Here is a 22,911-nt window from a genome sequence, read left to right on the forward strand (position 1 = left end):
ATCAGGCTGCAATGTCGAATTCAGATTCAGTAGAGAACAAAGCATGAGACTGTCCCGCTTCTTCATCGACACCCCCCTGAGCCTCGGCGACCACGAATTGCCCGAAGCCCAGGCCCACTACATCGGCCGTGTGCTGCGCATGGCTGAGGGCGATGCGGTGCAGGTGTTCGACGGCTCCGGCCAGGAGTTTCGCGGCACGTTGGCCGAAGTCGGCAAGAAACGTGTGCGGGTGCAGTTGGACGAGCAATTCGCCGGGCAGGTTGAATCGCCGTTGCGTATCCACCTCGGCCAAGGTTTGTCCCGGGGCGAGCGCATGGACTGGGCGATTCAGAAAGCCACGGAACTGGGCGTCAGCGAGATCACGCCGATTTTCAGCGAGCGCTGTGAAGTACGCCTCAAGGATGAACGCGCCGACAAGCGCCTGATGCACTGGCGCCAGGTGGCGATCAGCGCCTGCGAGCAATGTGGGCGTTCGAGCGTGCCAGTGATCCATCCGCCGCTGCTGCTGGCTGACTGGCTGAAGCAGACCGAAGCCGAGCTCAAGCTGGTGCTGCACCCGGTGGCCGAGCCACTGATCAGCCATGCCAAGCCGCAGGCATTGGCGTTCCTGATCGGCCCCGAGGGTGGCTTGTCGGACGCTGAAGTCGAGCAGGCCAAGACCGCCGGCTACCACGCCGCCCGCCTCGGCCCCCGGGTGCTGCGCACCGAAACCGCGCCGGTGGTGGCGCTGGCCGTGGCGCAGCAGTTGTGGGGGGATTTCTAATCGCCTGCGGCCACTGAGGAACCATGGTGGGAGCGGGCTTGCTCGCGAATGCAATTGGTCAGTGACATCGATGTTGGCTGACCCACCGCTTTCGCGAGCAACCCGCTCCCACAGTAAAACAGTGGTGTTCATGAATTCGGCGGTATGGGTTCATGAGTCAGAGCACATAAAACAAAATCGCCACGAAGTGCAGCAAACTGCCGGCGATCACAAACAGATGCCAGATCCCATGGGCATGCCGCAGCCGGTGATCCAACGCAAAAAAGATAATGCCCACGGTGTACAGCACGCCGCCCGAGGCCAGCCAGGCAAACCCGGCGCTGCCCAGGGCCGCCAACAGCGGCTTGACCGCCACCAGCACGATCCAACCCATCACCGCATAGATCACAATCGATAAGATGCGCGCTTCGGAACGTGGCTTGATCTCCTGCAGGATCCCGATCAGCGCCAGTCCCCAGACGATCCCGAACAACGTCCAGCCCCACGGCCCACGCAGGGTCACCAGGCAGAACGGCGTGTAACTGCCAGCGATCAGCAGGTAGATCGAAAAGTGATCGACCTTTTGCATGATTTGTTTTTTGCGCCCGCGCACGCTGTGGTAAACCGTCGAAGCGCTGTAGAGCACCAGCAAGGTAAAACCGTAGATCGCCACGCTGACGATCTTCCAAGGATCGCCGGCCATCCCGGCAATCACCAACAACCACACCGCCCCGATGAAAGCCGCCACCGCTCCGACCAGGTGCGTCCAGGCGTTGAGTCGTTCGCCGTGATACATCCCATCCCACCTCACATTCCAGAACAGACGCCAAGGCTCAGGCTTGGCGTCTCAAAGTGCAATGTTTTGCTTCAAGCCAGCCAAATACAAAACCTGTGGCGAGGGAGCTTGCTCCCGCTTGAGTGCGCAGCGCTCACAAAATCTTGGGGGCGGCTACGCCACCCAGCGGGAGCAAGCTCCCTCGCCACAATTGAAGGTCCTTCAACAGATATTCGCCACGGTTGAATTTCCTCATCACAAAGGCCTATTGGGGCACAATCAGGCCATACGAATAAGAGTCCGCCCCATGCTGATCGACGAAGAATTGACCCTGAAGAAACTCGAGGTGTTCCTGGCTTTCATGCGCACCGGCAACCTGGCGCGGGCGGCGGCCGAGTTGCAGACCAGCAACGTCAGCGTGCACCGGGCCATTCATTCATTGGAAAGCGCCCTGCGTTGTCCGTTGTTCAAGCACGAAGGCCGCAACCTCACACCGTTGGAAAGCGCCTACGTACTGGAAGAGCGGGCGCAGAAACTGATCCAGGATGTGGTCGAAAGTGTGCGCCTGACCCGTGAGGCCGCCGGTTTCTCTGCCGAACGCTTCAAGCTGGGCTCGCTGTACTCGCTGACGGTCAAGACCGTGCCGCAGTTGATCATGGGCCTGAAAATTCGCCGCAGCGAACTCAATATCGACCTGATCCTGGGCTCGAACATCGACTTGCTGTACAAGCTCAAAAATATGGAAGTGGACGCGATCCTGATCTCCCTGGACGACAGCGTGAACGACCCGGATTGCGAGCATATCGCGCTATTTTCCGATGACATCTTCCTCGCCACGCCAGCTGATTCGCCCTTTGCCCAACGTGCCGAAGTGGATCTGGCCGAGGTGCGCGACGAGACGTTCATCACCTTGACCCAGGGTTTTGCCACGCATCAGGACGGTATTCGGGTGTTCAAGCAGGCGGGGTTCGAGCCGAAGGTGGCGATGCAGGTCAACGACATCTTCACCCTGCTGAGCATGGTCAGTTCCGGGGTGGGTTATGCGTTGCTGCCGGGCAGGATTGCGGCGGTGTATGAAAATCGGGTGAAACTGATCCCTTTGCAGGAAAAATACCGGTTGCAACAGCACATTGGCGTGGTGTTCCTGAAGGCCAAGGAACGCGATCCGAATTTGCTGGCGCTGTTGGCTGAATGCCGGATGTATGCCAATCGCCAGGCTTGAAACCGAGTCGCGGCCTTCGCGAGCAAGCCCGCTCCCACAGGGACAATCGGTCGACTGTGGGGGCGGGCTTGCTCGCGATGAGGCCAGTCCTGTCAGCAAAAAGACTAAGCCCTACCCCATCAAGCCCCGCATGATCAGAAACAACAACGAAGGCCCCAACAAGCATCCAAGCGCCGTATAGAACGCCGCCGTCAGGCAGCCATAGGGCACCAGCTTCGGATCGGTGGCCGCCAGGCCACCGGCGACACCGCTGGAAGTACCCATCAAGCCACCGAAGATCACCGCGCTTCGCGGATTGTTGAGGCCAATCAGCGGTGCCACGAAGGGTGTCGCGACCATCACCAGGATTGCCTTGATCAACCCTGCGGCAATGGACAGCGCCATGACCTCGGAACTGGCGCCAATCGCCGCGCCGGTGACCGGCCCGACGATGTAGGTCACCGCCCCGGCGCCGATGGTGGTCAGGCTCACCGCATCGGTGTAACCGAAGGCCATTGCGACTCCGACACCGGCAATGAACGAGGTACCCACCCCGACAAACAGCGCCAGCACCCCGACGAAACCGGCGCGCTTGAGTTCTTCGACACTCACGCCAAACGCCGTGGCGACAATGGCAAAGTCCCGCAGCATGGCGCCGCCGAGCAAACCGATCCCGGACAGCAACGGAATGTCCACCACGCCTTTCTGCCCGCCGGTCATCGCACCGCCGATGTACGACAGCACCAAGCCCAACAGAATGGCGATGGCCGAACCGTGCAAGCGGCCTTTAGTGAACGTGTTGCTGATCCAGTAAGACACCCACATGGTGATGCCGACAATCGCAAAACCACTGATCAGGCCGTAGCCGGTAATCACTTTCATCATCGATTCGTACATGGCGATCACCCGACCGTCTTCACGGAAACATCGGCTTCAGGCCCTTTGTTGCCGATACGCACCAACACAGGCACCAACGCAAAGGCAATCACCACCGCCAGGGTCCCGGCCAGAATCGCCATCGGCCCGCCCTTGAGCGCACCGTAGACGTTTTGCTGGGCCGCCATCGCCACCACGATGGGAATGTAGACCGCACTCCAGAATTCCACGCCGGCCTCGGACTTGCCCTTGAACAGGCCGCGCTTGCTCAGGTAACTGCCCAGGCCGATCAACAACAGCATCGCAATGCCGACGCCACCGACGTTGGCCGGCACCCCGATCAATTTGCCCAGCAGCTCACCGATGAAAATACCCGCCAGGGTACAAAAGGCCAGAAACGCCACACCGTAGATAATCATTGTTGTAGTCCTCAAAATGCATCGTCGAAGTTGTTGTTTTTGTGCTTCGCCAGCTTGAGTCGGTGGTTTAGGGGTAGCGGTTTCCCTCCTCTCTGAGCAGCGCCTGCAAGGTGTCCAGGCGGGCACCGTCGAAAGCCATGACGGTACCCTGCTCGAACACCCGGCGCGCCAGCCCGGTCAGCACCGCACCGGGTGGCAGTTCGATCTGTAGCCGCACGCCACGCTCGTAGGCGCTTTGCACCGTGCCACGCCAATCGACGATGCGGCACATGTTGAACGCCAGGTCGTCGCGCAAGGCCTCGCTGCTGATCACCGGCCGGGCTCGGCTGCCGCTGAGATAACCCAAGGCAGGTACTTTCAACGCCACTTCGGCGAACGCTTGGGCCAATGCCTGCGCCGGGGTCTGAAGCAATGGGCAATGGGACGGCACGCTCACCGCCAGCCGGCACGCCTTCCCGGCACCCAGGCTTCGCGCCTGTCTGGCAACGTTGCTCATGGCCTCGTCGCTGCCGGCAATGACCACCTGATTATCGGCATTGATGTTGGCCAGGTAGACCGGTGTGCGGTCGCTGTGCACCTGCGCCAGCAAGGCTTCCACTGCCGCGAGGTCCAGGCCGATGATCGCGGTCATGCCGTAGCCTTGCGGATACGCCTGCTGCATCAAGTCACCCCGCAGGCTGACCAACCGCAACGCATCGTCAAACCCCAGCGCACCGGCCACCACCGCCGCCGGATAGGCGCCGATGGACAGCCCCGCCACGTAGTCCGGCGCGGGCGCCTGTTCCAGCAACCGACGGGATGCCGCCACGCCGGCGATCAACAAACACAGCTGCACCGCACGGGTCGATTGCAACGCCTCGGCACTGTCCAACTGCAGGACGTCCTCACCGAGCACGTCGTTCGCCTCGCCCAGAATTTGCGGCGCCAGGCCATGGAGCATGCCTGCTCGCTGCGCACCCTGGCCGGGGAACACCAAGAGACTGCTCACGCGACCTGCTCCAGCGACGGTTGCCAAGGATCGCTCACCAGCCGAGCTTGAAGATCATCCTTGAGTAAGACCCGGCGCGCCGACCCCGCCCACTCGCGCAAGGCGACGGCGCCAAAAGGGGTCTGCAATTGCATGTCCACCGCACAAACCGACGTATCCAGTTGCCTCAGCAAATCCCTGGCCCGGAGGCGATCCAACGGCTGCGGCGTGCGCAGGATCAGGTCGAGGTCGCTGCGCTCATGCAACGCCTCGATACCACTGGCGAGCTCGAATCCCGCGCTACCGCTGACACCCCAGCTCCAGCCACTGGCGTCGAGCAGCGGGCGCAGGTGGGATAGCGCTTGCAGGGCCGGCAAGTCGCGGTGGGGCTCGACGTAGCACAAGTCCTCCGGACGCACCCGACGCTGGATGGCGGCCACCGGCATTGAGGTGGCATAACGTTGCTCCCGTGATGCACCTCGCACGCCCACCGCGACGTGCCCCGGTGTCGTCATTGCGCGCCGAATGACCACCGGTTGCCCGAGGCTGATGGATTCGACGGCCCACGCCGGCGTATCCGCAGACAACTGCGCCGGGGTCAGCCCCCAGAGCAAGTCATGGGCAAGCAAGACGTTCACCACTGCGCTCTCAGTAATTGGCGAACAGTGCTGGAGGCGGCGCGATGGGTCGCACCCAGGCGACTGCGCAAGTCCCGAGGCGCCCCGGCAACATCGTTGATCGCCTGTTGCAGGCAATCGGTGACCCGCGCCAGATCGCTGGCCAGCGGCTGTTCGATTTGCTCAACCGACAAGGTTTCCCAGAGCAAACCCAGGCTGGCGAAGCTATCGATGTCATAAGCCATCGGCGGCACGCTGGCGGCCAACGCCTCAAGCTCTTCGACACTGCGCAGGGTGACCCGCGCCGCCGAGGCCTTGCCCATGGCGTGGACCATCACGCCCGGGTCGCGCAGGGCAATCAGTCGGTTGGCCTGGTAGCCGTGGGCAAGGAACGCCCCGGACATCGCCTTGCCCACCAGCAAACCGATCACCGGATGCCCAGCCAGCCGCGCACGGGCATAGCTGTCCGCCGCGCCGGCCAGCGCCTGGTGAATGCCAAGCGCTTCTTCGCGCCGGCCATAAGCCTGGCTCGGCACATCGACAATGGCGATCAGCGCACGCTTGTGGGGGGCATTGCGGTCGGCGTCGATGGCGTCATCCACCGCCTTGGCCAGGCCCCAGCCCTCCAGCAGGCCAACTTCACCATTACGAGCGCGGGGAAAACGACTGTCGGGATCAGCGACCACCGCCAACAGGCGCACGCTTTGCCCGCCCAACTTGACGTCCGCGACTTTCAACGAAGCAGGCAATCCGGCCAACGGTTTGGCGCCGTCACTCAATGCCTCGAACCAGCGCAAGCCTCTTAATGAATACGCACTCATGGGCGTTCTCCCTGATACAACTGGCGAACCGCTGCCGGTTCGATTTGCACTTGCGTGTCCAATCGAGCCAGGCGCTGCAGGAACAGCTCGGCCTGGCCGCTGCGGTGTTCGGCGGGAACGCCCAGGTGCAGCAACTGGCTGACCTGTTGGCGGATCTGCGTGACATCATCGGCCGCATAACGGTCCACCAGTCCCGTGGCGAAACGCTGTTCACCGCCGGTCAGGCTCCAGATGAACGGCCGGTCGCGGGAGTCGTATTCGTCGATCCCGGCTTCCTGCTCGATCACTTGCGGGCCGTTCAGGCCCAGCCGCGCTTCCTGGGTCACCAGCAGATAACTGCACAGCCCGGCGGCGATGGACATGCCGCCAAAGCAACCAACGCTGCCGGCCACCACGCCGACCACCGGCTGATACTGACGCAGGTCGACGATCGCCGAATGAATCTCGGCAATCGCCGCCAACCCGAGGTTGGCCTCCTGCAAGCGCACGCCGCCGGTTTCCAGCAGCAATACGGCGCGGGTCGGGATGCCCTTGCGGTTGTCCTCGGCGGCCAGCTCCAGCGCGCCGGCAATCTTCGCCCCGCCGACTTCACCAAGGCTGCCACCCTGGAACGCCCCTTCAATGGCGGCGATCACCACCGGCAGGCCATCGAGCGAACCCTTGGCGATCACCACGCCGTCGTCGCTTTGCGGCACCACGCCTTGGCGCAACAGCCAGGGCGACATGATCCGCTGGAACGGGTCGAGCAGTTCACGAAAGGTACCGTCATCGAGCAAGGCTTTCGCCCGTTGCCGGGCGCCAAGTTCGACGAAGCTGTGCTTGTTGAGCAACGCTGCGCTGTCAGTCATGGCCGATCTCCTCGAAGCCCTGTTCCAGGCGCAAGCGCACCACGCCGGGGGTGGCACCAAAGTCGTGGATGTCGATAGACAGGGCTGGCGGCGTCTGGCCGTCGAACATGCGGGCGAACAGGTGCTGCCAGCGTTGTTCGCTGCCATTGACCGAGGTCTGCACCTGAATGGTCAGCTTGCCCGCCAGGCCTGGTTCGATCAGCACTTCCAGGTCGCCCGAGCCGACGCAGCCCACCAGCGCCCGGCCCCGTGGCGGCTGCCCGGCGGGAAATTCAAAGGATAAGGTTTCCATCAGCACACTCCAGGGAAGAGGCCATCGCCGCGTTCGATACGGTCGAGGAACAGGCAGGCGGCGAGCAAGTCGGCAGCGCCACCAGGCGAGGCGTTCAAGGCAATCAGTTGTTGGTCCAGTGCGTGCAACTGGCGGCGACCGCCCAGGCTCGCACTGCCACCGGCATCGAGTACCGCTTTGGCACCCTGTTGCATAGCCTGTAAACCCGGCTTGCCAGCGCGATAGAGCACACAGGTATCGGCCAGGGTGGTCATGATCGCCAGCAAGGCATCGAGCCGCGCGTTCTGCTCACCGGCGCCCGCCGCGCGACTGCGCTTGAGTTGCGGCAAGCCCAGACCGGTAACGGCCGGGAACGCCAATTGCGCTTCTTCCCGGGCACCGCGCACGCCGTAGCGTTGGGCGACCTGGGCGCCGTGGCTCAAGGGCTGGGGCGCGTAGCGGTCGTTGAGCAAGGCCAGACGGGCGGCACGTAAAGTGACGGAGCTGGCGACACTGGATTCAGGCTCCAACGCTGTCGCGGCCACCAACAGGCCCAAGGCCCAGATCGCCCCCCGGTGGGTGTTCACGCCGTTGGTGGTCGCGAGCATCGCCGCTTCCCCCTCACGGCCGATCCGCCCAAGGGCTTCGCGCAACGGCAAGCCGATCTCACCACAGTCAAGGGCAGCGTCGGCCATTTCCTTGAATGCTGGCCACAGCGACAGCGCCGAGGCGTGCATCAGCCCCAGGTGCAGATCGGTATGAGCGCCATTGCCGCGACGATCCACCAGGGCCGGTTTCGGCGACAGGTCGGCTTCGTCGATCAGCGCATCCACCGCGATATCGGCCAGACGCTCGGCCAAGGACAATCTTTCAGGTTGCAGGTTAAAGGCGTGCATTTACCAGCTCCTGAACTTGGCGGGCGGGTTGTAGAGGCCACCGGACCACTCCACCAGATCGGCCACGCTCTTGGCGGCCAGCAACTCACGGGTGGCGTCGGTGCGACGGATACCGAGGTCTTCGGGCAAGGCGATCAGCCCTTCGCGGCGCATGCGCGCGGTGTCTTTCGGGTCGTGACGCAGGCCGATGGCGGTGACCCCGGCCACGGCGGCGATCATCGCCTGGCGCTCCTCCAGGGAGCGGGCCTTATACAGGTAGGCAATGCCTTCCTCGGTCAGCAGATGTGTGACGTCGTCGCCATAGATCATGATCGGCGCCAGGGGCATGCCGGCCTTCTTCGCCACGTCCACCGCGTCGAGGGTCTCGACGAAGGTCGGTTTGCCGCCCTCCTGGAACGTCTCGACCATCTGCACCACCAGTTTCTTGCCACGCTCAAGCAGCGGCGCCTCGCCGTCGCCGTGGCGCATGTCGAGCCAGGCTGGCGTGCCGTGACGGCGACCACGGGGATCGTGGCCCATGTTCGGCGCACCACCAAAACCGGCCAGGCGACCACGGGTAACCGTCGAGGAATGTCCGTCGCCGTCCACCTGCAAGGTGGCGCCGATGAACAGGTCCACCGCGTACTGCCCGGCCAGTTGGCAGACCATGCGGTTGGAACGCAGCGAGCCGTCGCGTCCGGTGAAGAACACGTCGGGGCGGGCGGCGATGTAGTTTTCCATGCCCAGCTCGGTGCCGAAGCAATGCACGCTTTCGACCCAACCGCTTTCAATGGCCGGGATCAGGGTTGGGTGCGGATTGAGGGTCCAATTGCGGCAGATCTTGCCCTTCAGGCCGAGGGATTCGCCATAGGTGGGCAGGATCAGTTCAATGGCGGCGGTGTTGAAACCGATGCCGTGATTGAGGGACTGGACGTTGTGTTTTTCGTAGATCCCGCGGATCGCCATCATCGCCATCAGCACGTGCACAGGCTTGATGTGGCGCGGGTCGCGGGTGAACAGCGGCTCGATATAGAACGGCTTGTCGGCCACCACCACGAAATCGACCCAGGACGCCGGGATATCGACCCGTGGCAAGTCGCTGACGTCGTCCACCAACTGGTTGACCTGGACGATGACGATACCGTCACTGAACGCCGCCGGCTCGATCAGCGCCGGCGTGTCTTCAGTACTGGGGCCGGTGTAGATATTGCCGGCGCGGTCGGCCATGAAACCGGCCGAGAGCACCACGTTGGGAATCAGGTCCACCACCAATCGGGCATAGAGCTCGATGTAGGTGTGAATCGCGCCGATCTCCAGCAAACCGTCTTCGAGCAACTGGCTGATGCGCAGGCTCTGGGTGCCGGCGAAGGAAAAATCGAGCTTGCGGGCGATGCCGCGTTCGAACAGGTCCAGGTGCTCGGACCGGCCGACACTGGGCATGATCATGTGCAGATCGTGCAGCTTCGCCGGGTCGACTTTGGCCAGTGAGCGCGAGAGAAAATCCGCCTGCTTCTGGTTATTCCCCTCCAACACCACACGGTCGCCGGGCAGAATCAACGCCTCCAACGCCGCAACGATCTTGTCGGTGGGCAACACCACACCGTCGGCAAGCCCCTTCACCAGCTCGAGACGCCGCTGCTTTTCGCCGCGCCGCCGCGTCCAGCGCGAGTCGGGGGATATTGTTGTTGTCATGACCACTCCACGGGTTCGCTGTCGTGGGGGTCACATTAGGAGTGTTGGGGCGAGGGTATCAATCAAGCTTAGCGGCGGATCGTTACGGTTGGAGTAATGGTTTGCGATGAACACAAGTCAAAATGTGGGAGCGAGCTTGCTCGCGATAGCGGTGGGTCTGCTTGCATCAATGCTGAATGTACCGCCGCCTTCGCGAGCAAGCTTTGCTCAAACAGGTCCAGCCCAAACAGGTCTGATGGGTGTACACCGCCCGCAAGAGCCAGGCCGGCTGTCAGGCCGCCATCGCGAGCAAGCTCGCTCCCACAGTGGAGACGTGCATGGCTCAGGGTTTGTGGTGCTGAACCAATCCCGCGGCCACCACCAATTCTTCCAACGCCAACAAATCCGGCACCTTCGCCACATGCTCGCCCACCTGTACCGCTGCCTGCTCCAACCCACACAGCGGCACATCGACATAGCTCAACTGGGTATCGAGCTTGCAGGAGCGTGGGATGCCTTGCACCAGCAGCGCGATGAAACGCAACTCCGGGCGCCCGCCCAGGGCGTTGAGGATGACGATGCGCACCCGCTCGCCAATCACGGTTTTCTGGCCGCAGGCCGATTCGAAGCTCAGCAGCGGGATTTGCCGTTCGCGCCAACTCACCCACCCCAGGAACCACGGCGGGGTGTCCATATCGAAGGCGCTGCTCTGATAGTCGATCAGTTCGGCCACGGCCACGTTGGGCAGGATCAGGTGGCGGTCAGCCAGGGGCAGCAGCAGCCCGGTGAGGTGGTGGGTGCGATGCTCATGCATGGGTCTTGCTCCAGTGGGCGATGCTGTCGAGCAGCACCGATTCCTGGTACGGCTTGCCCAGGTAGTCGTTGACGCCGATGGCCATGGCGCGGTCGCGGTGTTTCTGGCCGGTGCGGGAGGTGATCATGATGATCGGCAGGTGCGCCAGGCGCGGGTCGTTGCGTACTTGCGTGGCCACTTCGAAGCCGTCCATGCGCGGCATCTCGATGTCCAGCAGCATCAGGTCCGGGGAGTGCTCGGCCAGCAGCGCCATGGCGTCCACGCCGTCCTTGGCGGTAAGGACGTGCATGCCATGGCGCTCCAGCAGGCGGCTGGTGACCTTGCGCACCGTCACCGAGTCGTCCACCACCAGCACCAGCAGCGGCCGCTGATGTTCGCCCTCGCCTTGCGTCGCTGCCGGCCGGCGCGGGACCTGATGGGGCAAGGCGCGGATCGGCGCCAGCAGGTCGAGGATCAATACCACCCGACCGTCGCCCAGGATGGTCGCCCCAGACAGGCCCTGCACCGCCGAGAACTGCGGGCCGAGGCTCTTGACCACGATCTCCCGGGTACCGGCGGTCGCGTCCACTTGCACCGCGATATGTCGCTCATTGCACTGCATCAGCAGCACTGGCAAGGGTTGGCTCTGGCCCAGCAATTTCGGGCGCGCGCCGGTTTTCAGCAGCTCACCCAGGTAGCACAGCTCATAACGCTGCCCAGCGTAGGTGTAGGTCGGCGGATCGCGCTGGTAATAGCCATCCAGTTCGGCGGGCAACACCCGGACGATGCTTTCGATGGTGTTCAGCGGAATCGCGTACTGATCTTCATGACACTGCACCATCAGTGCCCGGTTGACCGCCACGGTAAACGGCAAGCGAATGCGGAAATGCACGCCCTGCCCCGGCGTGGAGTCGATGACCATGCTGCCGCCCAGCTGTCGCACCTCTTCATGGACCACGTCCATGCCGACACCGCGCCCGGAGATCTGGGTGATTTTTTCCGCGGTGGAAAACCCCGGCTGCAGAATGAACTGCAGTACGTCGCGGTCGTTCATGTCGCTGTCAGGGGCGAGCAAGCCACGTTTGATCGCCTTGCGCCGCACGGCATCCAGCGGTACGCCGGCGCCATCGTCGCGGATGTCGAAAATGATGTCGCCGCCTTCCCGGGACAAGTCGAGGCTGATGCGCCCCCGGGCAGGTTTACCAGCGGCAATGCGTACATCAGCCGGCTCCAGGCCGTGGTCGACGGCGTTGCGCAGCATGTGCTCCAGAGGCGCAGCCATGCGCTCCAACACGTTGCGATCCATCTCGCCGTCGGCATTGCCGACCACGAATTCCACGTCCTTGCCCAGCTCCTGGGCCACTTGCCGAACGATGCGTTTGAGGCGCGGCAACATGCGCTCGAACGGCACCATGCGCGTACGCATCAGGCCTTCCTGGAGTTCGGTGTTGATGCGCCCCTGCTGTTGCAGCAAATTCTCGGCATCGTGGTTGCTGCGGTCGAGGGTTTCCTTGAGGTCGAGCAGGTCCGAGGCGGATTCGAACAGCGCCCGGGACAACTGCTGCAACTGGGAATGGCGATCCATCTCCAGCGGGTCGAACTCTTCGTACCCCAGACGTTCGGCCTCCACCTGCTGGCGGCTGAGAATCCGCCCCTGAGTTTCAGTGTCGAGGCGGCGCAATTGGTCGCGCATCCGTTCGATGGTGGTTTCCATCTCGCTCAACGCCACGCGCGCGTCGTTGACCTGCTGTTCGATGCGCCCACGGAAAATCGAGGTTTCCCCGGCCAGGTTCACCAAGTCATCGAGCAGTTCGGCAGAGACCTTGACCATGTCCGCACCGTCGCCCGGGGCCGCGGGCTCGGTTCTGGCGGGCACAGGCGGTGGGGCTACAGAGGGGACCGGTACCGGTTCTGGAATAGAGACGACTTCTGGCGCCTCGTGTTCCTGCGGATGATTCACCGCCTGGATCTGCTCGATCAGCCGGTCCGCCAGCGGACACGGGTGGCCGGCGCGTACCGCATCGAGCATCTGTGCGATTCGGTCATGGCTGCTTTGCAACAAGGCAAACAGCGCCGGGGTCGGTTGAAGCAGACCCGCCGACAGACCTTCATAAAGGTTTTCCAGCTCATGGGCCAGGTCGCCGATGGGTACGATTTCCACCATCCGCGCACCGCCCTTGAGGGTGTGCAAATCCCGCAGCAGGGTTTCCACGGCCTGGCGGTTCGAGGGTTCTTCCTGCCAGCGCAGCAACGCCGCACCCGAGCTGTCGAGGATGTCGAAGCCCTCTTCGAGGAAGATTTCCAACAGTTCCGGATCATGCCCGGCCCCGTCGCCCTGGGTCGGCCCGCCCGTCTCTATTGCGTTCGGTTTATCCTGACGGAAGCGGCGAATGGCATCGATCAGTGCCACCGGATCACCCAACGGCTGCCCCTGCTGCAACTGCCCGAGCAACAGGTCGAGGCGTTCGTGGCTACTGTTGAGCAGTTGCTCCAGCTCCTCACTGTGGCTGTAGCGGCGGTCCACCAGCCCTTCGTACAGGCTTTCCAGCTCCTGGGCCAGGTCGGTCACCGGCCGCACGTCCGCCATCTTCGCGCCGCCCTTGAGGGTATGCAGGTCACGTTGCAGCGAGGACAGCGGCGCCCCATTCTCCGGATCGGCCAACCAGCGTTGCAGGGCCTGGGCGGCGCTTTCGAGAATGTCCTGGGCTTCTTCGAGAAAAATCGCGGCAATGTCGTCGTCCACGGTGGTGGACGCCGGCGCACTGCGTTCAAGTTCAGCCGTCGCATTGCCCAATTCACGAATGCTCAGGGTTCGGCTGCCGTCGCTGCGGATCAGCCCGGTGGCCGATGGGTCGAGGCTGGCCTCGAGCAGGCTGCGCAGGGCCTGAACCCGCTCGGGCTGCGGATGCACATGCTGCCCGGCCGCGAGTTCATCGAGCATGTCGATCAGCGCTTCATGGGCGCGCTGCGCCTCCTGGAAAAAACCGTCGCTGACCGCCAGGCTGCTTTCTTCCACCGCCCCATAGAGGTCAAGCAAGGCTTCACAGAGTTCGTCCACCGGGTGCAAATCGGCCAGGTGCGCGCCTTCGCCGAGGGTGGTCAACTCATCCAGCAACGCACTCAGCTCCTGGCCTTCGCCCGGGTGCTGCTGCCAGCGTTGCAACAGGCTTTCGGCGTCCAGCAGGATGTCCATGCCCTGGGCGAGGAAGTTGTTGATCAGTTGCGGATCACGCTTGGTTCGCAGCCCTTTGTCCGGTGCGCTGAGGGCTGTTTGCAGACGCTCGGCCAACAGGGCCTGGACGCGCTGAATCAGCGAATCGGCGCCGGGAATCGCGGCCAGCGGTTCGCTGTGCAACCGGCGCAGGCCCTGGCGCAGCAGGCCTTCGGCCTCCAGCAGCAGTTCGACCTCATCCAGGTCGAGGGCGATCAAGTGCGCCTTGTATTCCCGGGCCAGCTCGTCCATCGCGCCGGCCAGCTCGGCGATCGGCAGCACACCGGCCATGGATGCACTGCCCTTGAGAGTGTGCAAAGCCCGCTGCAGCTCATCGCTGGCCTGCAATGGCAGGTGGTCGGCAGTCTGGTCGAGAAATCGATTGAGGCTGGCGAGGTGACCCTGGGCTTCGGTGTCGAAGATCTTCAGCAGCAACGGATCAAGGGCGGCCACATCCTGCTCGTCTTCGTCTTCCTCGTCGCTGCCTTTGGCCAGGGCGTGGGCGCGAGCAGCCAGGCGGTCGACATCGTCGCGCTGGCGCTGGTGATTGGCAGCGAACTCGCTGACCAGGGTCGGCAACAACTGCACCGTTTCCTCGATCAATTGGCGAGCTGAAGCACTCGGTTCGACGCTGTGCTCCAGCACCCGGTTAAGCAGGTTTTCCACGGCCCAGGCCAGCTCTCCCAGCACCAACGCCCGGACCATCCGGCCGCTGCCCTTGAGGGTATGGAAGGCTCGGCGCAGCTCACTCAGGGCGCCATGGTCGTCGGGATGAGCGTTCCAACGCGGCAGGTATTCGCGCAGGACATCCAGCACTTCGCCAGTTTCCTCAAGAAAGACCTCACGCAACTCATCGTCCACCGGGTGTTCATCCACCGGCGGCGGTAGCAGGCTGCCAGGGGTGTTCCTGGCCGGAGGGTTGACCGCCAGGACCGGGCTGGCGAGCACTTCGGCCAGGGACTGCACAGTCTGCGGGTCATCCAGCTCCTGCAAGTCCTGCATCAACTGGGCTTCGTTGGGGCTCAGCACATCATCGAGCAATGGCACACGGGCTTCGTCGGGGAAATAGCCGAGCACAGCCAAGCTCTTTTCAACCACATCCAGCAAGGGCTCGCCAGGGGTTTGCGGGTCTTCGCTCAAACGCTCCAGGTAGTATTCGAGGCCAGTGATGGCATCGGCCAGGTGATCGAGTTCTTCCCAACCCGGCTGGGCATGGTCCAGCAGCAGGTGTTCGCGGATAAAACCGTTGCAAGCCTCCACCAGGCTGGCAGCGCGACTCAGGGGGATCATCGCCAGCGCGCCACGCACCTGGGTCAGCAGCGCCGGCAAGGGTTGCAATTGCTCGCTGTTCCAGTCGGCGTCGATATAGTCGACGATCATGTCCTTGGCCTGTTGCAGGCAGGTGTGGGCTTCCTTGATGACGATCTGGTGAATCTGGGTCAGGTCGGTGGTGGGCAGGTGGGTCTCTTCGCGACTCTCCGGCTCGACGGTGCCGACCATGCCGGCCAGGGTCGCTTCGACATAGAGCAGGGCTCCGGCGACGTCCATGAGCGTTGCGTCATCCGGCTCGCGCTGGCCTTGGGCAAGGCTCAGCACCACCGCCAATTGATCGATGATGACCTTGCGCGGCTGACCGAAGCCGAGCACCGCCAAGGTATCGGCGATCTGCCGCAGGGGCGCCAACAGGCTGTCCAGTTCAGAGGCGTGCTGGCGGTCGCTGCGTACGAACAGGTCAAGGCGCTCCTTGACCCGCACCAGCTCTTCGCAGAGCGCGGTGAGCACCGAGCGCATGGCATCGCGGTCGGGCCCGGCCAGACGCGCGCGTTCCTCGTCGACCATGGCGCTGTCGGGCAGCGCGTCGTCCAGTGAGTAGCGTTCTTTCATGATCTGCATCTGCCCGCTGGGATGTTCGGCCTTGGCAATATAGAACAACAAGCTCTTGAGCAAGTGTGGCGGTGCCGGTTGATTGATGCCAAGCATGCCCTGGTCCAGCAGGCGCTTGAGCTCCTTGTCGGTTTCCTTGAACAGGCTGCGCAACGCCGGGCTATTGGCGATGCGTCCGTCGCGCATGCCTTCGACCAGCGCCGAAGCCACCTGCCACAAGGCATTGAGTGGCGCCCCGGCACACAGCCCTTCCAGGCGAAGGAAAACTTTGGCCAGATACCCGAGGTGGGTGGCGTCATCCTGTTCACGCAACAGGCCCACCAGGGCCATTTGCAGGGTCTGGCGCAATTTGCGCAAGGTGTGTGGCAGTTCCGCCGGCTCGAGCCGCTTCAATGCCTCGTCGCTGAGCGCCGCGATGTCCGGCAGCTCGGGACTGAACAGGCTGGTCTCCGACAACAGGCTCTCGCCCCGGGCGCTGCGCAAGTCGTTGATCAGCGGCAGCACCACCAGCGGCAGGTCGCGTCGGGCGCCCTGGATGCGCTCCAGGTAGATCGGCAACTGGCCCAGGGACTGGCTCAACAGGCTGATGGCTTCGTCGCGATGGGCGATGCGGTTGTCCAGCAGGGCGGCGCACAGCTGCTCCATCTCCTCGGCCAGCAGCGCCGCACCATAGAACTCGACCATCTGCAGGCCGCCGTGGACCTGGTGAATGCAGGCCAGGCATTGCCCGAGGGCGTCCGACGCCTGCGGATCATCCACCAGCCGGTTGAGGGCCAGATGGGCCTGCTTCAGCGTTTCGGCAATCTCGCCCTTGACCCATTCGAGGGCCACATAGTCGTGCCGATCACCCATAACCACTCCAAATCAACAGTCGTATGCCTGTGGTACGGCCCAGAACCCCGTGGCGAGGGAGCTTGCTCGCGCTTGAGCGCGCAGCGCTCACAAAATCCCTGGGGCGGCTACGCCCCCCAGCGGGAGCAAGCTCCCTCGCCACAAAAGCACCCATGCCACAGGTAGATCCCCTCCCAGCAGACCAGTCACCCCTTGTCATCCTCAACCACCGGCCCCGCCGGCAAGGTAAACCCCGACACCGAACGACGCAGCTGGCTGGCCATTTTCGCCAGGTTGCCGATGCTCTCGGCGGTGGCGGTGGAGCCGGACGAGGTTTGCGTAGTGATCTGCTGGATCACGTTCATGGTCAAGGAAATCTGCCCCGCCGAGGTGGTCTGTTGCTGAGCCGCGTTGGAAATGCTCTGGATCAGCGCCGCCAGGGTCTTGGACACGCCTTCGATTTCCTCCAGCGCGACGCCGGCATCCTGGGCCAGCCGCGCGCCGCGCACCACTTCGGTGGTGGTCTGCTCCATGGAAATCACCGCCTCGTTGGTGTCGGCCTGGATCGCCCGCACCAGGGTCTCGATTTGCCGGGTCGCCGCCGAAGAGCGTTCCGCCAGGCGCTGCACTTCATCGGCCACCACCGCGAACCCGCGCCCGGCATCACCGGCCATGGACGCCTGGATCGCGGCGTTGAGCGCCAGGATGTTGGTCTGGTCGGCGATGTCGTCGATCAGGCTGACAATGTCGCCAATTTCCTGGGATGACTCACCCAGGCGCTTGATGCGCTTGGCGGTGTCCTGGATCTGCTCGCGAATGTTGTCCATGCCATGAATGGTGTTGTGCACCACCTCGTTGCCCTTGTTGGCGATTTCCACCGAGCGCTCGGCCACCGCCGACGATTCGGCGGCATTGGCCGAGACCTGGTCGATGGACTGGGCCATTTCATTAATTGAAGTCGAAGCTTCGCTGATCTGCTGGGCCTGATGCTCGGAAGCCTGGGCCAGGTGCATGGCCGTGGCCTGGGTCTCCTGCACCGCAGCGGCGACCTGGCCGGCGGTGAGGTTGATGGTGGCGACCAGGTCCCGCAGTTGATCCACCGAGTAATTGATGGAGTCAGCGATGGTGCCGGTGAAGTCTTCAGTGACCGACGCGGTGACGGTCAAATCGCCGTCGGCCAGGTCTTCGATTTCGTCCAGAAGACGCATGATCGCGTTCTGGTTGCGCTCGTTCTTTTCCGCGGTTTCGCGCAGTTGGCGGTTGGTTTCACGGACCATCACCAGCCCGATCAGGATGATCGACATCAGCGCCAGCAAGCCGAGCACATAGCCGCCAATGCTATTAACGGAGCGTCCGCCGGCCAGGTTCTCGAAGGCCGTGGCCAGGTGCGAGGCTTCGTCGAGCAGGGTTTGCGACAGGTTGAAGATGTTGCCGGCCGATTCACGAACCTTGAACAGCTCCGGGGAGGTTTCGAGGATTTCGTCCACCGAACCCGAGACAAACTCGAAGAGTTCACTGATTTCAGCCAGCCGTGCCCGGGCGTCGCGGTCCTGGACCTGGGAGATCTTCAAGGTCGGGTCGCCTTGCAACATGCCATTGAGCACCTGGCCGAAGCGTGCGGCGTCGCGACCAAAGGTGTCGGCGGCCTGGCTGGCGTTTTCGTCCCCGGCCAGCACGGTATTCACCGCGCCGAGAATCCGCTCGGCCAGCAGCGACTGACGCTGGGCCATGGCCACCTGGGCGGCGGGCGCGCCGCGCTGGAGCAGGATTTCGACAACTTTTTCGTACTCGACCTGCAACTGCGGCACGGTTTCGGCCAGGGTCGCCGCCACCTGATGCAGCGACAATACGGTCTGCTCGCTGGAGAGAATGGCGTCGGCGTTCTTCAGCAGGCGCTCCCAGTCCAGCTGCACGGCACGCATCTGCGGACGCAGAGTGGCGGGCGCCGGTGGCAGGCCGGTCACTGGATCACCCTGTTTCAGATAACCCCAGCGCTGGGCGAAATCATTGCGCGCGTCACTCAACAACTTGAACGCCGCAGGTTTGCCGGCGGCGGCTTCGGTGGCGTTCTTGGCGATGCGTTGGGACAGCACGCGCAATTCACCGGCGTGGCCGATGTACTGTTTGTCGTAGGTCGATTGAGTGTTGAGGTAAGCGAAATTGGCGAACAGCAGCATGATGAAGACAATCAGCGCGACGAACAGCACGATGATCTGCGAACGACTGCGCGACGCTTCCAGTGGCTTGCCTGTTTTTGCTTTGATCATCGGTTCTCGCCTGTACTGCCCAAGACCCCATCCCACCGCCACCCCATTGTGGGAGCGAGCTTGCTCGCGATGGCGCCAGCACAGTCAATATTGACGCAAGCTGTACCGCCGCTATCGCGAGCAAGCTCGCTCCCACAGGGGCCGCATTACGGCCTGTTAAATTGCCACATCCATGAACCCCGGCGAGCGCGTCAACGCAAACGGGCTGAACACTCGCCACTGGCGCTCGCCGCGAAAACGACCTTTGACGAAGGCCGCCTCCGGGCCGTCGAGATCGTCCGCAAGCGTCGTTTCCAAGCTGTCCTGGGCGAAATGCTGCAGCCCGAGGACCTCGTCCACCAACAACCCGGTGAACACCTCGTCGTGATCGACCACCAACACCCGCCGCTGCTTGCGCACCGACGAGAGCTCATGCCCGAAGAAACCGCACAGGTCCATCAGTGGCAACAATCGCCCACGCAGGTTAGCCACACCACGAACCCATGGCTTGACCCCGGGCAAGTGCGTGTAACGCGGCTCATGCAGCACTTCACTGACTTCGCCCATGGGCGCCACGTACCAGTGTTCACCCAAGCGAAAGCCGATGCCGCTCCAACCGGCGCGATGGGTCGGCTGGGAAGGCAGGTCCGCCCCCAGCAGCCGGCAGCGCCGATCGATCTGCAGTAGCAGCTCGAATGCCGTCAGGGATTGGCTCATGGCCGAGCCATCAACCCGCCAGCACTTTGTTCAAGGTCGCGATCAGGGTTTCTTCGTCCACCGGCTTGGTCAGGTAATCCTTCGCCCCTTGGCGCGTGCCCCAGACCTTGTCGGTGTCCTGGTCCTTGGTGGTGATGATGATCACCGGGATGTGCCCGGTGTCCGGGTCCTTGGTCAACTGGCGCGTGGCCTGGAAACCGTTGAGGCCGGGCATGACGATGTCCATCAGCACGGCATCGGGTTTTTCCTGGCGGGCCAGGGCCACGCCGTCGGCGCCGTTTTCGGCCTTCAGGACCTGATGGCCGTGCTTTTCCAGCATACCGGTCAGTTTGTACATTTCGGTCGGCGAATCATCGACGATCAGAATACGTGCCATGGTCTTCCCCATTTTTGTCGACCCCAGGCCCGTTGGCCGAGCGTCATTAATGTGCCTGGTGCGGCTGGACAGCGATAAAGCCCGGAACATGGGCCTGTATTGCCCCCAACAGTTCTTCCTTGCTGAACGGCTTGGTCAAAAACTGATCGGAACCGACGATGCGCCCCTTGGCCTTGTCGAACAACCCGTCCCGGGACGACAGCATGATCACCGGCGTGGCCTTGAACGCGCTGTTGTTCTTGATCAGGGCGCAGGTCTGGTAACCGTCCAGGCGCGGCATCATGATGTCGACAAAGATGATGCCCGGATGATGGTCGGCGATCTTGGCCAGGGCGTCGAAGCCGTCGATGGCCGTGATTACCTCGCACCCCACGTTGCGCAGCAGGGTTTCGGCGGTGCGGCGGATGGTCTTCGAGTCGTCGATGACCATGACCTTCAAGGCACTGGGTTGCTGCTGCGTAAGATGCTCTGCCATTGCCACTGCTGACCGGTTTTTAACGCTTAAGAGTGAACGACAGCGCAAACCCTTGATGTTCAAGGCCCGCACGTCACATGGCAGCCTTTTTAGCACAGTCTCCATCGCCGATCTATCGGCCGCTCGGCGCGGTGGTTTTTCCTTGACCGCCAAACTTCCGGGCGCCACTCTGACGCCACTTTTTCACGCCATTTGTGCCCATCAAATTTTCGAGGAACCAAGCCATGAGCGTACGCGTCGGCATTGTCATGGACCCTATCGCCAGCATTTCCTATAAAAAGGATAGCTCGCTGGCCATGCTGCTGGCCGCTCAAAAGCGCGGCTGGGAGCTGTTCTACATGGAGCAGCGTGACCTCTACCAGGCCGAAGGCCAGGCGCGGGCGCGGATGAAGCCGCTGAAAGTCTTCGCCAACCCCGAAAAATGGTTTGAGCTGGGCACCGAAAGCGATGCGCTGCTGAGCGACCTGGACGTGATCCTGATGCGCAAGGATCCACCATTCGACATGGAGTTCGTCTACTCCACCTACCTGCTTGAGCAAGCCGAAAACGCCGGTGTACTGGTGGTCAACAAGCCCCAGAGCCTGCGCGACTGCAACGAAAAACTGTTCGCCACGCTGTTCCCGCAGTGCACGCCGCCGACCATCGTCAGCCGGCGCCCGGATGTGCTGCGTGAATTTGCCGATCATCACGGCGACGTGATCCTCAAGCCCCTGGACGGCATGGGCGGCTCCTCGATCTTCCGACACACCGCCGGCCACCCGAACCTCTCGGTGATCCTGGAAACCCTGACCTTGCACGGCAAGCAGCAGATCATGATCCAGGGTTACCTGCCGGCCATCATCGACGGCGACAAACGCATCCTGATGATCGACGGCGAACCAGTGGATTATTGCCTGGCGCGCATCCCGGCAGCCGGCGAAACCCGCGGTAACCTGGCGGCCGGCGGTCGTGGCGAAGCCCGTCCGTTGACCGAGAAGGACCGCTGGATCGCGGCCCAGGTCGGCCCGACCCTGCGCGAGAAAGGCCTGTTGTTCGTGGGCCTGGACGTGATTGGCGAGCATTTGACGGAAATCAACGTCACCAGCCCGACCTGCATCCGCGAAATCGACAACGCCTTTGGCACTGACATCGGCGGGATGCTGATGGATGCCATCGATCAGAAGCTCAAGGCTCGTTGATCCAGATCCTGCTGAAGGAAACCCACATTGCGTTATCATGCCCGGCCTGAAAAAAACGCGATGTTGGTTTCCTTGTCATGACTCTCCCGTCCGATCTGCCCCAAGAGCTCGCCCATCGTGGCGTGCGCCCGGCTGATCGCCTCGGTTTTACCCTGTTCCTGGCAGCGCTGATCCACCTGGCCCTGCTGCTGGGCGTCGGCTTTGCCACGGTCGAACCCAAACAGATCAGCCAGACCCTGGAAATCACCCTGGCCACCTTCAAGAGCGAGATCAAGCCCAAGAAGGCCGATTTCCTGGCCCAGGAAAACCAGCAAGGCAGCGGCACCCTGGAAAAAAAGGCGATCCCCAAGACCACCGAGATCGCGCCATTCCAGGACAACACGGTGCAGAAAGTCACCCCGCCGCCGTCGGCCAAGCCCGAGGTGCAGGAGACCGCGCCCAAGGCCGCCGTGACCACTGTGGCACCGAAGCCGAAAAAAGCCCCGGTCAAGGAAGAGGTCAAGCCCGATCCCAAGCCCAAGGTCCCGGCACCGACTTTCGACAGTTCCCAACTGTCCAGTGACATCGCCAGCCTGGAAGCCGAACTGGCCCAGGAACAGCAGCTGTACGCCAAACGCCCGCGCATCCACCGCCTGAGCGCCGCCTCGACCATGCGCGACAAGGGCGCCTGGTATAAGGACGAATGGCGCAAGAAGGTCGAGCGCATCGGCAACCTCAACTACCCCGACGAAGCCCGGCGCAAACAGATCTACGGCAACCTGCGGCTAATGGTCTCGATCAACCGCGACGGTTCGTTGTATGAAGTGCTGGTGCTGGAATCCTCCGGCCAGCCGCTGCTGGACCAGGCGGCCCAGCGGATCGTGCGCCTGGCCGCGCCGTTCGCGCCGTTTACCGGGGATTTGTCGGACATCGACCGCCTGGAAATCATCCGCACCTGGAAATTCGCCCGGGGCGACCGCCTTTCCAGCAACTGAACTGCCGCCAATCCCTTGTGGGAGCGGGCTTGCTCGCGAAGACGGCAGTCCTGCCCCAAGAGCGCTGTCGGATGTACCGGCCCCTTCGCGAGCAAGCCCGCTCCCACAGTGGAGATGTGCATGGCTCGGGGTTTCTGGTGCTC

20 protein-coding genes are annotated in these 22,911 nt (G+C 63.0%); 4 read left to right on the forward strand and 16 right to left on the reverse strand.

Going from position 1 to position 22,911, the window contains the following annotated elements; translation table 11 throughout:
- The first annotated feature begins 43 nt into the window (after positions 1-43).
- Entirely contained in the window at positions 44-763 is a 720-nt protein-coding gene (locus tag ACWNZ1_RS10130) for a 16S rRNA (uracil(1498)-N(3))-methyltransferase (protein ID WP_256453874.1), read from the forward strand.
- A 157-nt stretch (positions 764-920) separates the two neighbouring features.
- On the opposite strand, the gene trhA is transcribed toward ACWNZ1_RS10130, so the two are convergent.
- A complete protein-coding gene (gene trhA, locus ACWNZ1_RS10135) occupies positions 921-1,538 on the reverse strand; it encodes a PAQR family membrane homeostasis protein TrhA (RefSeq protein ID WP_135847600.1) in 618 nt (205 codons plus the stop codon).
- Positions 1,539-1,824: 286 nt separating this feature from the next.
- Between trhA and ACWNZ1_RS10140 the strand changes: the two genes are divergently transcribed.
- The gene (locus tag ACWNZ1_RS10140) at positions 1,825-2,739 is read left to right on the forward strand and encodes a LysR family transcriptional regulator (RefSeq protein ID WP_135847601.1); all 915 of its coding nucleotides are present in this window, start codon (positions 1,825-1,827) and stop codon (positions 2,737-2,739) included.
- Positions 2,740-2,850: 111 nt separating this feature from the next.
- On the opposite strand, the gene madM is transcribed toward ACWNZ1_RS10140, so the two are convergent.
- The 15 genes from madM to ACWNZ1_RS10215 form a co-directional block, all read right to left on the reverse strand.
- The gene (madM, locus tag ACWNZ1_RS10145; protein ID WP_135847602.1) at positions 2,851-3,615 is read right to left on the reverse strand and encodes a malonate transporter subunit MadM; all 765 of its coding nucleotides are present in this window, start codon (positions 3,613-3,615) and stop codon (positions 2,851-2,853) included.
- Positions 3,616-3,620: 5 nt separating this feature from the next.
- Complete coding sequence (madL, locus tag ACWNZ1_RS10150) at positions 3,621-4,013, reverse strand: malonate transporter subunit MadL (protein WP_135847603.1); 393 nt, start codon at positions 4,011-4,013, stop codon at positions 3,621-3,623.
- Positions 4,014-4,080: 67 nt separating this feature from the next.
- Positions 4,081-5,001, reverse strand: coding sequence for a malonate decarboxylase subunit epsilon (gene mdcH / locus ACWNZ1_RS10155; protein ID WP_135847604.1), 921 nt, complete (start codon positions 4,999-5,001; stop codon positions 4,081-4,083).
- Positions 4,998-5,621, reverse strand: coding sequence for a malonate decarboxylase holo-ACP synthase (locus ACWNZ1_RS10160; RefSeq protein ID WP_256453875.1), 624 nt, complete (start codon positions 5,619-5,621; stop codon positions 4,998-5,000). Before ACWNZ1_RS10160 ends, mdcH begins: the two co-directional genes overlap by 4 nt.
- Positions 5,615-6,418 (reverse strand): biotin-independent malonate decarboxylase subunit gamma, encoded by an 804-nt coding sequence (gene mdcE, locus ACWNZ1_RS10165; protein ID WP_256453876.1) that lies wholly within the window; start codon positions 6,416-6,418, stop codon positions 5,615-5,617. Before mdcE ends, ACWNZ1_RS10160 begins: the two co-directional genes overlap by 7 nt.
- Positions 6,415-7,266: a biotin-independent malonate decarboxylase subunit beta gene (locus ACWNZ1_RS10170; protein WP_135847607.1), complete on the reverse strand. Its 852-nt coding sequence runs from the start codon at positions 7,264-7,266 to the stop codon at positions 6,415-6,417. The genes mdcE and ACWNZ1_RS10170 overlap by 4 nt, the downstream gene beginning before the upstream one ends.
- Positions 7,259-7,558 (reverse strand): malonate decarboxylase subunit delta, encoded by a 300-nt coding sequence (locus ACWNZ1_RS10175; protein WP_003206454.1) that lies wholly within the window; start codon positions 7,556-7,558, stop codon positions 7,259-7,261. Before ACWNZ1_RS10175 ends, ACWNZ1_RS10170 begins: the two co-directional genes overlap by 8 nt.
- Positions 7,558-8,433: a triphosphoribosyl-dephospho-CoA synthase gene (locus ACWNZ1_RS10180; RefSeq protein ID WP_256453877.1), complete on the reverse strand. Its 876-nt coding sequence runs from the start codon at positions 8,431-8,433 to the stop codon at positions 7,558-7,560. Before ACWNZ1_RS10180 ends, ACWNZ1_RS10175 begins: the two co-directional genes overlap by 1 nt.
- The gene (mdcA, locus tag ACWNZ1_RS10185) at positions 8,434-10,104 is read right to left on the reverse strand and encodes a malonate decarboxylase subunit alpha (protein WP_135847609.1); all 1,671 of its coding nucleotides are present in this window, start codon (positions 10,102-10,104) and stop codon (positions 8,434-8,436) included. It abuts the gene before it with no gap.
- A gap of 322 nt (positions 10,105-10,426) precedes the next feature.
- Positions 10,427-10,897: a chemotaxis protein CheW gene (locus ACWNZ1_RS10190; protein WP_135847610.1), complete on the reverse strand. Its 471-nt coding sequence runs from the start codon at positions 10,895-10,897 to the stop codon at positions 10,427-10,429.
- Positions 10,890-16,823 carry an Hpt domain-containing protein gene (locus tag ACWNZ1_RS10195; RefSeq protein WP_256453878.1) on the reverse strand — a complete coding sequence of 1,978 codons (5,934 nt, stop codon included), beginning with the start codon at positions 16,821-16,823 and terminating at the stop codon, positions 10,890-10,892. Before ACWNZ1_RS10195 ends, ACWNZ1_RS10190 begins: the two co-directional genes overlap by 8 nt.
- A 185-nt stretch (positions 16,824-17,008) precedes the next feature.
- Positions 17,009-19,069 (reverse strand): methyl-accepting chemotaxis protein, encoded by a 2,061-nt coding sequence (locus ACWNZ1_RS10200; protein WP_256453879.1) that lies wholly within the window; start codon positions 19,067-19,069, stop codon positions 17,009-17,011.
- Between the two features lie 156 nt (positions 19,070-19,225).
- On the reverse strand, positions 19,226-19,765 hold the full coding sequence (locus tag ACWNZ1_RS10205; RefSeq protein WP_135847613.1) for a chemotaxis protein CheW: 540 nt from the start codon (positions 19,763-19,765) through the stop codon (positions 19,226-19,228).
- Positions 19,766-19,775: 10 nt separating this feature from the next.
- Positions 19,776-20,141 (reverse strand): twitching motility response regulator PilH, encoded by a 366-nt coding sequence (gene pilH / locus ACWNZ1_RS10210; RefSeq protein WP_058544375.1) that lies wholly within the window; start codon positions 20,139-20,141, stop codon positions 19,776-19,778.
- Between the two features lie 46 nt (positions 20,142-20,187).
- Positions 20,188-20,616, reverse strand: coding sequence for a response regulator (locus ACWNZ1_RS10215; protein WP_135847614.1), 429 nt, complete (start codon positions 20,614-20,616; stop codon positions 20,188-20,190).
- 224 nt (positions 20,617-20,840) lie between these two features.
- Here ACWNZ1_RS10215 and gshB point away from each other — a divergent pair, with 224 nt between their 5' ends.
- Both gshB and ACWNZ1_RS10225 read left to right on the forward strand, forming a co-directional pair.
- A complete protein-coding gene (gene gshB / locus ACWNZ1_RS10220) occupies positions 20,841-21,794 on the forward strand; it encodes a glutathione synthase (RefSeq protein WP_135847615.1) in 954 nt (317 codons plus the stop codon).
- A gap of 77 nt (positions 21,795-21,871) precedes the next feature.
- A complete protein-coding gene (locus ACWNZ1_RS10225; protein ID WP_135847616.1) occupies positions 21,872-22,768 on the forward strand; it encodes an energy transducer TonB in 897 nt (298 codons plus the stop codon).
- Positions 22,769-22,911 lie beyond the last annotated feature (143 nt).

The organism is Pseudomonas sp. CFBP 5748 (assembly GCF_053850495.1).